This window comes from Catonella massiliensis (genome assembly GCF_016651435.1).
GTDB classification, from domain to species: Bacteria; Bacillota; Clostridia; order Lachnospirales; family Lachnospiraceae; genus Catonella; species Catonella massiliensis.
On the sequence record NZ_JAEPRJ010000001.1, the window covers coordinates 84,376 to 97,941 of the forward strand.

Below are 13,566 nucleotides of genomic sequence, written 5' to 3' on the forward strand. Positions count from 1 at the left end.
ATTTAGGAGGACAAAATGAGTAATATCGATAACTTATCAGTAAATGCAATCAGAGTATTGTCGGCAGATGCTGTACAGAAGGCGAATTCAGGACATCCGGGACTCCCTCTTGGTGCGGCTGCGATAGGATACGAGCTTTGGGCCAATCACATGAACCACAACCCAAAGAATCCCAGCTGGGAAAATAGAGACAGATTCGTACTTTCAGGCGGACATGGCTCGACTCTTCTTTACTCATTGCTCCATCTTTTTGGATATGGACTTACTCTTGACGACTTAAAGAATTTCCGTCAGTGGGGCTCTAAGACTCCGGGACATCCTGAGTATGGGGTTACTACAGGAGTAGAAGCATCCACAGGTCCTCTTGGTGCAGGTATGGCTATGGCTGTGGGTATGGCTATGGCTGAGACTCATCTTGCAGCTAAGTTCAACAAGGAAGGCTATCCTGTAGTTGACCACTACACCTATGTACTCGGTGGCGATGGCTGTATGATGGAAGGCATCAACTACGAGGCATTTTCGCTTGCAGGCACACTTAAGCTAAACAAGCTTATCGTGCTTTACGATTCAAACAAGATATCTATTGAGGGGAATACAGACATCGCTTTTACAGAGGATGTACCTGCCAGATTTAAGGCTATGGGCTTTAAGGTGCTTGAAGTAAAGGATGGCAATGACATATCTGAAATCGGAAAGGCTATAGAAGAGGCTAAGGAGGATAAGGAAAGCCCTTCATTTATCAAGATAAATACAAAAATAGGCTTTGGTTCTCCAAAAGAAGGTTCAGCAGATGTTCACGGAGCGCCACTTGGTGCCGATAATATTATTGCAATGAAAAAAACTCTCGGCTGGCCAAGTGAAGAGCCTTTCTTTGTACCTGACGAGGTATATGAGAACTATAAGGCAAAGGCAGAGAACTTAGCGAAGAAGGAAGAAGAGTGGAGTAAGCTCTTTAAGGATTATTGTGAGAAATTCCCAGAGATGAAGACTCTTTGGGATGAATATAAGGATGAAACCAAAGCATGTAAGCTCTTAGATGATGAAGACTTCTGGAGTTATGAGGAGAAGGCTGATGCAACCAGAAACCTTTCGGGAAAGGTGCTTAACAAGCTTTCAGCCAAGCTCCCTACCCTGTTTGGAGGTTCAGCAGACCTCGCTCCGTCTAACAAGAGCTATGTTAACGGCGCAGGAGACTATTCTGCAGAGAATTATGCCGGAAGAAATGTACATTTTGGTGTAAGAGAACTTGCAATGACAGGTATAGGCAATGGTCTTGTGCTTCACGGACTTAAGGCATATGTATCCACCTTCTTTGTATTCAGTGACTATGTGAAGCCTATGGCACGACTTGCCTCACTTATGGAGATACCACTTACCTTCATACTTACACACGATTCTATCGGTGTAGGAGAGGACGGACCTACTCACGAGCCTATAGAGCAGCTTGCTGAGTTTAGAGCCATGCCTAATTTCAATGTATTCCGCCCTGCTGATGCAACTGAGACAATAGCTGCCTGGTATAGTGCGGTTACTTCAAAAGAGACACCTACAGCCCTTGTACTTACAAGACAGAATCTTCCACAGCTTGCGGGCTCTTCAAAGGAAGCGCTTAAGGGAGGCTATATAGTAGCAGATTCTTCAAAAGAAACTCCTGATGCAATCATCATTGCAAGCGGTTCAGAGGTTAGCCTTTCTATCGAAGCTAAGGAAGCCCTAGCAAAGGAAGGCATAGATGTAAGAGTTGTATCCATGCCTTGTATGGATATCTTTGAGAAGCAGCCCCTTGAATATAAGGAAAAGGTACTTCCAAAATCCGTGAGAGCCAGGGTAGCAGTTGAAGCCCTCTCAGAGTTTGGTTGGGGCAAGTATGTCGGACTTGACGGAAAGACAGTCTGCCTTGACAGATTTGGTGCTTCCGCCCCTGCTGATGTACTCTTTAAGGAATTTGGCTTTACAGTTGACAATGTTGTAAAGGCTGTAAAGGAAGTAATTAAGTAGATTGAAATATTGTAAAATGGCTTTATAAGGCCCTGAGAGAACCATTCTTGCGAAATTTACCTAAAATATTATAAAAATACAACCGGAGGGGACTAACATATGGTAAAGTATAGGAGGATAGGAACTACAGTCTTATTTATGTGCTTAAGCATTTCAATTGTTTTAATAGCTTTTTTTGGAGTACTTTCAGTAACCAATATTTACAGTATATCTGACAAACAGATTATCTCTATGGAAGACAGGATGAGGGAAGACTATGATGAGATGATTAAAGGCCAGGTACAGTCTATAGTCAGCTTATTAGATCCGATTAATAAGCAGATAGAGGAAGGCAAACTTACCGAAAAAGATGGTAAGGAGTTAGCTGCAAGCATTATTAGAAGCGCAAAATACCTTGAGAGTGGGTATTTTTGGGCAGACACCACAGAGGGAACAAACGTGGTACTGCTAGGAAGTGCTGTGGAAGGAACAGACAGAAGAGGACTTACCGACCACAATGGCTTTAAAATTGTTGAGAAGTTCCTTGAGATAGGAAATGGTGAGGGTTCAGGCTTTTTAGATTATTATTTTCCAAAGGCTAATGAGACGGAGCCATCTCAGAAAAGGGCTTACGTTCAGATATACAAGCCATTTAACTGGATAATCGGAACAGGAAATTATGTTGATGAATTTGCGAAGGTAGTGGCAGCAGAAAAGGAAGCAACTTCTAAGACAGTCGGAGGGGTTGTGGGCATTATTCTTGTAAGTTCTGCGATTCTTTTATTTGGTACAGTAGCACTTAGCTTTGTATTTAGAAGCATCATATCGAAGAAGGTAGATAAGACGCTGACGCTTGCAAAGAAGATATCAGAGTTTGACCTTACAGGCTCAGAGTGTGAGATTCCGTCATTTAGGGGAAGACCTAATGAGCTTGATGGATTGCTTAAGATGGTATGTACTGTAAGAGGCAATCTCGAGGAAATGATAAGAAATATATCGGGTAATGCAGGTAAGGTTGCTGATGTAGCGGCTAATATGGCTGTTACGGTAAATGATACCAACAAGATGACAAAAGAAGTAGCTACTGTTATGTCGCATATCTCTCAGGGCTCAACGGAACAGGCTGAGAACACCGCAGAGGCAGCAGAGGCTACAGGCAAGACAGGAGATACTATCAATGCCATTGCCGCGATACTTGGAAAACTTGATGAGTCAATAAGCTCTATAAATGACAGGAAAGATGAAGGCTTGAAATTACTTGCTGAGTTAAATGCAGCAGGAAAGAACAGCTCTGAAGCCTTTGGCGCTATGAAGGTGATGACAGGAGAAACTAGCGATAGTGTGGCTAAGATATCACAGGCAAGTGAGATGATTCAGTCCATTTCAGATCAGACCAACCTTCTTGCGCTTAATGCTGCAATCGAGGCTGCAAGGGCAGGTGAGTCAGGTAAGGGCTTTGCGGTTGTGGCTGAGGAAATAAGAAAGCTTGCTGAGCAGTCTGCATCCTTTACTAAGGATATCAGAGAGGTTATCGAAGGCCTCAGACAGAAGTCTGAAGACTCAGTTGCCATGATGGAGAAGGTAAACTCAGAGATAGAGAAGCAGACTATTATCAGATCTGAGACAGACAGTAAGTTTGCTGAGATAGCAAAAGAGGTAGAAATAGGAAGAACAGTAACAAATGAACTTAAAGATTCTGCGGCTGTTCTTGAGAAAGAAAACCGCCACCTGATAGAAATGGTTGAAAGCCTTTCTTCGATTTCAGAGGAAAATGCAGCCTCTACAGAGGAAGTAAACGCTGCAATAGACGAAGAGGCTGAGGCTATGAATAACATCGCAACAGCCCAGGAAGAGCTGGCAGATATTGCAGATATGCTAAGGGCGGAGGTTGCAAAATTTAAGATATAAAGGATGAGAATATATGGTAAGAGAGTTAGTAAAGGATCAGTTTTTTTTAAGGCTCAAATCAGAGCCTATGACTAAGGATGATATGGCTGTAGTGGAGGATTTGAAGGATACCTTAAGGGCTTATTCAGATGAGTGCGTAGGTATGTCCGCCAACATGATAGGAGTAAATAAAGCTGTAATAGCCATTCAGCCTGAAAACAGTGATGAAATGGTTGTTATGATTAACCCTAAGATAATCAAGAAAAGCGGAGCTTATGAGACAGAAGAGGGTTGTATGTGCCTTGATGGTGAGAGAAAAACAACCAGGCATAGAAACATCACAATTGAGTACCATGATGAGGAATTCAAGAAGCATATCAAGCTCTATAGCGGTTATATAGCCGAGATTATAGAGCACGAGTGTGACCACCTTGAAGGAATTATCATCTAATGATATCATAGATACAGGGGTGAAATCCGGAGTATGTATACAGATGCCGGATTTCTTATCCTGTGGTGGTATATGGAATGAAGTAACGGGTATTATCCACAAAGTATGAATAAAAGAAGGAGGAATCAGGCGTGGAAGATAAATTAGAGGAGAACTACAGAGAAGAGCTTGAAAAACTGCTTCTTGCAAAGGACTATAGAACACTCAGAAAAAAGATGGAAGATATGAACGTGGTAGATATAGCCTTTGCCATGGATGAGATGGATGATGAGGACTCATTAAAGCTCTTTAGAATACTTCCAAAGGATATGGCTGCTGATGTATTTGCCGAACTGGAACTTGACGACCAGCAATACATAATCGCTTCTATGTCTGATACTGAGGCATCACATATTATTGATAACCTCATGGCGGATGATGCGACTGACCTTCTTGAGGAAATGCCTGCCAACGTAGTTAAGAAGATTCTTGCAAAGGCAAGCCCTGAGACCAGGGCAGATATAAACCACCTTCTTCGCTATCCTGAGTATAGCGCGGGAAGTATAATGACTGTCGAGTTCATAGACCTAAGAGAAATGATGACGGTTGAAGATGCCATACTTAAGATAAAGCGAAGAGGACTTGACTCTGAAACAGTAAATATCTGTTATGTAGTTGATAACCAGCGTGTACTAAAGGGAACAGTAGCGCTTAGATACCTTCTCATAAGAGAACCTGATGAACTTATTGGCGACATTATGAATACCAAGGTCATCAGTATCAATACTCACACTGACCAGGAAGAGGCCGCGCTTACCATACAGAAGTACGGATTTACCGCGATGCCTGTGGTAGACAATGAAAACCGAATGGTTGGTATAATCACCGTGGATGACGTAGTAGACATCCTTCAGGAAGAGGCAACAGAGGATATTGAGAAGATGGCAGCTATTTTGCCATCAGATAAACCATATTACAAGATGACGACCTGGGAGACCTATAAGAAGAGGATGCCTTGGCTGCTCTTCCTTATGATATCTGCTACCTTTACCGGAGCTATTATAACGGGCTATGAAGATGCACTAGCCTCGTATGTTATACTTACTGCCTACATCCCTATGCTTATGGATACGGGTGGAAACGCGGGCTCACAGGCAAGCGTTTCGGTTATCCGTGGTCTTTCACTAGGAGAGATAGAATTCAGTGAAATATTTAAGGTCATTTGGAAAGAGATAAGAGTTGCAGTACTGTGTGGGGTGACGCTTGCAGGAGCTAACTTCATTAAGCTGCTTGTTATAGATAAATTAGCCCTTCCGGTAGCATTTGTAATATGTGCAACCCTTATTGTAGTTGTTATATTTGCAAAATTTATCGGCTGTGTACTCCCTCTGGTTGCTGAAAAAGTCGGCTTTGACCCTGCAGTTATGGCAAGCCCTTTGATTACAACCATAGTGGATGCAGTGTCGCTGACGGTATATTTTACAATTGCAGTGTCAGTACTTCATATAAACGTTTGATAAGAAAGTGAGGAGATTTATGCGTAAGACTAAGATTATTTGCACTATCGGACCTGCTAGCGAAAGCGAAGAGATGATAAGAGGACTTTGTAAGGCAGGTATGAACGTTGCGAGACTTAATTTCTCACACGGAAGTCACGAAGAGCACAAGGCAAGAGTGGAAAGAATAAAGAAGATAAGGGCAGAGCTAGACATTCCTATTGCTATTATGCTTGATACCAAAGGACCTGAGTACAGAATCGGTGTATTTGAAGATCATCAGGTGGAGCTTCATGAGGGTGACAAGTTTACATTTACCACAGATGACATAATCGGAGACAAGACTAAGGTTTCCGTAAGTTATAAAAATCTTGCAAAAGAGCTTAGAAAAGGTGACACAGTCCTTGTAAATAACGGACTGATTGAGCTTAGAGTAGTTAAGACAACAGCAGTAGAAATTGAGTGTGATGTAGTTACAGGAGGTATCCTTTCAGATAAAAAAAGTATGGCATTCCCCGGTAAGCACATCAAACAGGAGTACTTATCTGAAAAGGATAAAGAAGACCTTTTATTTGCCATAGATAACGACCTTGACTTTATTGCCTGCTCCTTTGTTTCAGTTAAAAAGGACCTTGAGGCAGTTCATGAGTTCCTTGATGCAAACGGTGGAAACGGTATCAGCCTTATTGCAAAGATTGAGAATCAGTCAGGCTATGACAACATTGAGGATATATGTGAGCTTTGCAGCGGTATCATGGTTGCAAGAGGAGATATGGGTGTAGAGATTCCTTATGAAAGACTTCCTGCTATCCAGAAAGACCTTATAACCAAGTGCAGACTTCTTGGAAGAAGGGTTATTACAGCAACAGAGATGCTTGAGTCTATGATTAATAATCCTCGTCCTACAAGGGCAGAGGCTTCAGACGTGGCCAATGCGGTATATGACGGAACTTCTGCAATCATGCTATCCGGTGAGACAGCAGCGGGACATTATCCTATTCAGGCTGTTGAAGCTATGTCTAAGATTGCTGAGAATACAGAGCAGAATATCAACTACAAAAAGAGATTTTACAGTGGCGACTTCATCATCAAAAATGAGCCTGATGCAATCTCACACGCTACCTGCGGTATGGCTATAGACATTGAGGCAAAGGCCATCGTTGCCTGCACCATCTCAGGTATGACTGCAAGACTGGTTTCAAGGTTTAGAGGACCTGTAGATATAATCGGCCTTACCACAGATGAGAAGACTTGGCGTAAGCTTGCTCTTTCCTGGGGTGTAATACCTAAGATGTGCGAGAGATTTGAGTCAACTGACGTTCTCTTCTATTCTGCAAAGAAGGTAGCAGAGGAAACTCTCCAATTATGCAAGGGCGATAAACTTGTAATCACAGGTGGAATTGCAAATGGTGTATCAGGAAGTACTAATCTTATAAAAGTTGAAAATATTTAACACAGACTAGACAGTAATACATGATGATGCGGGTGCCAAATATTTTGGCACCCTCGTCATTATAAAGATACTTTAATATGGAGATGCCTTATGGAACAGATGATTGTACTTATATCGAAGGTCTGTGTAATACTTGTACTAATACTTGTTTCAGTAGTCGTGGAGGAGTATATAAGCTTTAATAAAGATATAAAATCAGCCCTTGGAATGGGAACTCACGGTGGTTACGGAAATGAAGCTTCGTACAAAAAGACCTCAGTAATGATATTGACTCAGATTATACAGGGTGCTTTGTTTGCGTTTCTTATATATATTGACAGCACAATATCGTTCAAGGGCCTATCAGAGCCGGATATCATTTATGATGCAAGGGAGGTCATCCTCAATCTTTCTGTTATCTATGGACCTATAACAGTTACAATTACAGCAATTGCAAGTATAATTGCAAGAATTATGAGGAATCCTTATAATTCTATGGTGCCGGTTGTCTGTATTATGTGTGCATACATAATGGAAATAAGTTATTTATATTATCTAAAGAAGAAGGGGAAGAAGCTTCGTGTTGTAGATTTTACTGTTATGGCTGTTGTTACGGGACTTATAAGTAATATTGGGATTTACATTACTATCAGGGAAGATATAAAGACCGCAGCAACCTCGGCATTTATGCTTATGTTTATATACCCTTTATTTTCTATATCTGTGTACAAGATTATAGAGGCTATCAAAAAAAGTAACAACCTTGTTTTTGAGCTATATAAAAGTGACGAGAAGTTTAAGACCATGAATGCTGAACTTCAAAAGAGATTAGATGAACTAAAAGAAAATGAAGCACATTTTAAGACCATGTTCTATTATTCAGGGGAAGCTATTTTTCTGATTAAAGACAACAAAATAGCTGATATCAACAAGTCCGGATTGAAGATGCTTGGATATAATAACAGTGAAGAGGTGATAGGCAGGGAGTTTTCTGACTTTGTTATGGAACTAAAGCGCAGCGGGGATGATAGAACAGAAGATGATATAGATGAGGTATTTGCCAGAGTTGCCGAGGGAGAAACTATCAAGAAGGAAATGCGCATTGAGACGAAGAATCTAACCAATGTACATATAGAAGCTTTTATGATAGACCTTAAGACTCCTAATAACGAGTTTATATATATGTCTGCAAGAGATATCAGCATAAGAAAGGTACGTGAAAATGAAATACTTCAGAAGTCAAGATATGATGAGCTGACCAATGTAGCAAACAGGAAGTATTTTAATGAAGTTACGAGTAAGATGATTCAAATACCTGAAAGCTATCCTATCTGTTATCTTATGGCTGATATCAATGGCCTCAAGCTAACCAATGACGTCTTTGGACACGCTAAGGGAGATGAACTCATAGTAAAGATAGCCTCTGTTCTTAGCAGCTGCTGTAGAAATAGTGATATAGTTGCGAGAATAGGCGGGGATGAGTTTGCTATATTGTTTACCAATACTGATGCAGGGATGGCAGCCTCTCTGGTTGACAGAATAAATAAAAAGCTTGACAGGCAGGATTATGACTCGGTTAAGCCTTCTGTGTCTATGGGATATGCTGTTAAGAAAAGTATTGATGACGGTGTGGGATTTGACAGCATAGTAAAAAGCGCAGATGCCATGATGTATATAAATAAGTCTGCGTCCAGGGAGCAAACAAGGAAGATTTTCCTTGATAATATGCTTGACAAGCTATATGAGATCAGCCCTGACGAAGTAGTAAGGTACAAGGAACTTCGCATCATGGCTGAAAAGATAGGGAAGATGTATAGCTTTGAACCTGTTGTAGAAAAGAAGATAAACAATCTGATAACGTATGTAAATGTTGGTAAGCTTATAACACCGCGGATTGAGTGGGAGATGAAGGGAGAGAATATATCTACACTTAGATTCTCTAGGAAGTTACTTGAAAATACAGCGGTTATCTTAAACATTATCAGCAACTCTATAAATAACATTGTAACCACGGAAGAGCTATTTCTACTTAATGAAAACTGGGACGGAAGCGGGGAGAAGTATAATACGTTAGGAGATGAGATTCCTCTTGAGGTTAGGGTATTTAGGATGATTTATGATATATACTACTTAAAAACTCATAAAGAAATAGTAGGAATACTGTCAAATGATGAGATAATTGCACTTATAAGGTCGGAAAGCGGCAAGCGCTATGACCCGAGGCTTTGTGAGTGCAGATGGGAGGAGATTCTATAGTGAAAATAGATGGAGTACTGGATGCCATTAAAAAAGGTGGTCTTATACCCTATTCAAAAAGCATTTATAGAAAAAAGAAGAAGGAAATAACAAAGAAATTACTTGAGAACTCTAAAATTCTAATGATAGACCTAAACCTAAAGCCTGATGAGATAAATAGAAAGCTTAGTAAGGCAAGGGAAGAGTTTGTGGCATTTTATGATACAGATGCTGTGTTTGCTGAGGATTATTTTAAGGAATTACGGGATGAACTGAAGAAGAATCCAGACACAGGATATGCCACAGGTAGGTTAATTGCTAGAAACGGCGAGCCTGTTAATCACTTTGGAAGTATTAGTAAGGAGATATACAGGTATGATGTAAAGAAGGAAGTGATGGGAGGACCTCTTCTTATCGGAACTCTTTGCAGAACTTATGTAATTAAAAATAATAACATTAGATTCAATGAAGATATGGCTTATTGCAAGGCGGAGCTATTTGCCACAAAATATATGGAAAAGTCATCTAAGGGGCTGATAGTAAGTAAGCTTAGCTACACTACAGGCAGGGGACTTGATGAAAGCTCGGCTAAGATGGGGCAAAGCCACAACAAAAGCTGGTATTTTGCCACTACTAAGGGCTACTTAAACAACCTTATAAAGGATGGTAAGCTGTCTAAAATAGCCCAGTTTGGATTTTTATACCTAAGCTGCACCAGATTTCTTTCAAATAAAAACGAGTATGTTAAGCTTGTATTTGACAGCGACGAGGAGAGAGAGGAATATCTTGCAGAAGTGGGTGCCGGAATGAGGCTTGTAAGTGATGACATACTCTTTATGAGGGCAAATGCACTTAAACTTGACAGAAACCTAAGAAGATACTTTGCAATGCTTAGATATCCTGAAAAAGAGGTCAGGCTTGAGTATAAAAAGCTTGACAACAAGGGAGTAATAAGGCTTAAAGACTCAGAAGGCGGTATAGTAAATGAGATAAGCGGGTTACGTCCACTGATTAATACCTTGGAATACAGACATAAAGAGGGCAAAGAAGGGCTGTTTATCAAATTCAGCCTCCCTGACTATATGCCTTCAAAGGATTGTGACTTCTATTTTATACGAAGCAGTGAAGAAGGCAGAGTAAAGGTGGATGTAAAGAGAACTACTGAGCTTGCGGCCATTACTACCTTCTTTGATAAGGAAATATTTAGAAGGGATGCCTATGAAGCTTTTGTGCCAATTATTGATTCTAATAAGCAGGAGATATCCCTTCATTTACTTATATCAGGTGATGAGTATGAGCTTAACCTCCACTTTGAAGACGTATGGCAGAGTAAGCTTGAGAATGGAAATGCGGCTAAATACTGGTATTTTAATGGGTATATAGCAAGGAAGGAAAAAAAGAGCCTAACAGTCACTAAGGCCGATGAAAAGGCTAAGGAAGAAGCAGAGAAGAGATATATAAGCTATATCGAGAATAAGCTTGAGGAAACGAAGCCTGAATCAGACGATAGGGAGATGTTAACCGGTATCCTTAGGTGGAGGAAGGCGTATTTTGATAGATACAATGAGTTTTCTAAAAAGCGAATCTGGATATACTATGACAAGAGCTATAAGGCGGGGGACAACGGAGAATATGCTCTTAGATATGCGAGTACAGTAGATGACGGAATCGAAAAAGTATTCTACATTGAGAAATCATCCAAAGACGGAGAAAGGCTTATAAAGGAAGGCTACAAAGTAATAGAGCCGGGAAGTGAAGAGGGTGTCCTCTATGCACTGTTTGCTGAGGTTATATTTATGACTCATATACCTCCTTTCCACAAGCTTGGCTTCAAAAAGGAAAATCTGGTATATTTCAGGGATTTGTTAAAGCCTAAGATAATAAGGATGTACCATGGTTATCCGATTACCAGAAGTTCATCTTACGCTCAGATGGGAAGCAATTCTACTGCGGTATTGGTAGCTTCTAACTACGAGAGAGAGCTATATACCAATGAAGATAACTGTTTTAGGGAGGATCAAATCATAGCTTCCGGTAATCCAAGGTATGATGATCTAATAGACGACAGTAGAAATCAGATACTGATAGCACCTACCTGGAGGCCTGCCCTTGTAGGCAAGACCTCACCAAATGGTAAGACAGAGTATAACCCTAAGTTTAAGGACAGCAGCTTCTATATGCTCTACAACAAAGTCCTCACCGACGAAAAATTGCTTGAGACTGCAAGGAGAAGGGGATACAAGATTAAACTCTTCTTCCATCCAAAGTTTGATGCTCAGACAGTTGACTTTGAGACTACAGATGTAGTAGAAGTGCTTAGCCCTACAGAAGATATGGACTATGTTACCATAATGAAGCAAAGCAACCTTATGGTAACGGATTATAGCAGTGTTCAGTATGACTTTGCCTATATGAGAAAGCCTGTGGTATATTACCACGACCCTGTGCTTCCTTACTGGAGAATAACCAATTTTGACTATGAAAAGATAGGTTTTGGAGACATCTGCACCTCGGCAGATGAGCTTGCTGGAGTGCTTTGTGAATATATTGAAAATGACTGCAAAATCAAAGAAGAATACAAAAACAGATATGAGAGCTTCTTTGTTCAAAACGACAGAAATTCAGGCAAGAGGCTGTATGAAGCAGTTAGAAAGCTTACGGAGGTAAAAGAGTGAAAAGAGTAATTACTTATGGGACTTTTGATTTGTTGCACTACGGCCACGTAAACCTGTTAAGGAGGGCAAAGGAGTATGGGGATTACCTCATAGTTGCCATATCTACAGATGAGTTCAACTGGAATGAAAAGCAGAAAAAATGCTACTTCTCTTATGAGCAGAGGAAGCAGCTGGTTGAGTCTATCCGCTATGTTGACCTAGTGATTCCTGAGGAGAGCTGGGAGCAGAAGCTAGAGGATGTGAAGCTCTACAAGGTGGACACCTTTGTGATGGGAGACGACTGGAAGGGAAAGTTTGATTTCCTAAAGGAGTACTGCGAAGTAGTCTACCTGCCTAGAACACCTGAGATATCTACAACTCAGATTAAGAATGATTTGCAGAGATAAGATGCATAGTTCTAATATCTATATTATTTAGCAATGCCTTAGATGATAAAACCAGACATTGAAAACGGACTTATCATTTAAGGCTGTTTTTAATAAATAAAGCTTAAAGCATATACAATATGGAGGTATAAAATGGCATATTTACAAGTTACTTATTTTGCAGAGCACCTTGAACCTGCAATCAAATGGATGTTGGGGCTATAAAGAAGCCGGTAGCTGTGTGAAAAAAAGTACAGCATCATCATAAAGAGGAAGTATATGATAAAAAAAGGAAATTATAATAAAAATACAAAAAAGTCGGATAAGGTGGCAAAAAACGAAGAGAATGAGAAGATATCCTGGAAAGCAGGAAATATGCTCTATCCTCTGCCTGCAGTTATGGTAAGCCTCACTGACAAAGAGGGAAGAAGCAATATCATCACCTTAGCCTGGGCAGGAACTATATGTACCAATCCACCTATGCTATCGGTTTCCATAAGGCCTGAGAGATATTCTTATGACATCATAAAGGAGACGGGAGAGTTTGTAGTCAATCTCACAACCAAAGCACTTACAAGAGCAACAGACTATTGTGGAGTAACATCTGGTAGAAATGTGGATAAGTTCAAGGAAATGAAGCTAACCAAACTTGAGTCTGAAAAGGTAAAGGCTGTAGCCATAGCTGAAAGCCCTGTGAATATTGAGTGTAAGTTAAGGCAGGTAATGGAGCTTGGAAGCCACAGCCTCTTTATAGCAGATGTGGTAAATGTAAGAGTGGATGGGAAATATATGGACGAGATGGGAAGGTTCAACCTAAAGGCAGCAGACCTTATTGCCTATTCCCATGGAAGATACTATGAGCTTGGGAAAGAACTTGGCTCATTTGGATACTCAATTAAAAAAACAAAATCTAAGACTAAAAAAGCGTACACTGAAGAAAAGGGTGGTCTAAGAACAAAGGCTGCTTCAGAAGGAAGAGGGAGAGATACTAAAAAGAAAGAAGATAAAAGTAAAACTACAGTAGGTAAAAAAGTGAAAGGTAGACGGAAAGCGGAGGTGTGAAGAAATT

At 40.5% G+C, this 13,566-nt stretch carries 9 protein-coding genes; all 9 read left to right on the forward strand.

Annotation, left to right across the window (positions count from 1 at the left end):
- The first annotated feature begins 15 nt into the window (after nucleotides 1–15).
- The 9 genes from tkt to JJN12_RS00470 all read left to right on the forward strand — a co-directional run bounded on the left by tkt (nucleotide 16) and on the right by JJN12_RS00470 (nucleotide 13,559).
- On the forward strand, nucleotides 16–1,998 hold the full coding sequence (tkt, locus tag JJN12_RS00430; RefSeq protein WP_208427843.1) for a transketolase: 1,983 nt from the start codon (nucleotides 16–18) through the stop codon (nucleotides 1,996–1,998).
- Between the two features lie 99 nt (nucleotides 1,999–2,097).
- The gene (locus JJN12_RS00435) at nucleotides 2,098–3,885 is read left to right on the forward strand and encodes a methyl-accepting chemotaxis protein (protein ID WP_208427844.1); all 1,788 of its coding nucleotides are present in this window, start codon (nucleotides 2,098–2,100) and stop codon (nucleotides 3,883–3,885) included.
- A gap of 13 nt (nucleotides 3,886–3,898) precedes the next feature.
- Entirely contained in the window at nucleotides 3,899–4,315 is a 417-nt protein-coding gene (locus JJN12_RS00440; RefSeq protein ID WP_208427845.1) for a peptide deformylase, read from the forward strand.
- 131 nt (nucleotides 4,316–4,446) lie between these two features.
- A complete protein-coding gene (mgtE, locus tag JJN12_RS00445; RefSeq protein WP_208427846.1) occupies nucleotides 4,447–5,811 on the forward strand; it encodes a magnesium transporter in 1,365 nt (454 codons plus the stop codon).
- A gap of 19 nt (nucleotides 5,812–5,830) precedes the next feature.
- The gene (gene pyk, locus JJN12_RS00450) at nucleotides 5,831–7,243 is read left to right on the forward strand and encodes a pyruvate kinase (RefSeq protein ID WP_208427847.1); all 1,413 of its coding nucleotides are present in this window, start codon (nucleotides 5,831–5,833) and stop codon (nucleotides 7,241–7,243) included.
- A 90-nt stretch (nucleotides 7,244–7,333) separates the two neighbouring features.
- The gene (locus JJN12_RS00455) at nucleotides 7,334–9,478 is read left to right on the forward strand and encodes a sensor domain-containing diguanylate cyclase (protein WP_208427848.1); all 2,145 of its coding nucleotides are present in this window, start codon (nucleotides 7,334–7,336) and stop codon (nucleotides 9,476–9,478) included.
- Entirely contained in the window at nucleotides 9,478–12,132 is a 2,655-nt protein-coding gene (locus tag JJN12_RS14425) for a CDP-glycerol glycerophosphotransferase family protein (RefSeq protein ID WP_208427849.1), read from the forward strand. Before JJN12_RS00455 ends, JJN12_RS14425 begins: the two co-directional genes overlap by 1 nt.
- Nucleotides 12,129–12,518 (forward strand): glycerol-3-phosphate cytidylyltransferase, encoded by a 390-nt coding sequence (tagD, locus tag JJN12_RS00465; protein ID WP_208427850.1) that lies wholly within the window; start codon nucleotides 12,129–12,131, stop codon nucleotides 12,516–12,518. Before JJN12_RS14425 ends, tagD begins: the two co-directional genes overlap by 4 nt.
- 354 nt (nucleotides 12,519–12,872) lie before the next feature.
- Nucleotides 12,873–13,559 carry a flavin reductase family protein gene (locus JJN12_RS00470; protein ID WP_208430269.1) on the forward strand — a complete coding sequence of 229 codons (687 nt, stop codon included), beginning with the start codon at nucleotides 12,873–12,875 and terminating at the stop codon, nucleotides 13,557–13,559.
- Nucleotides 13,560–13,566: the final 7 nt, after the last annotated feature.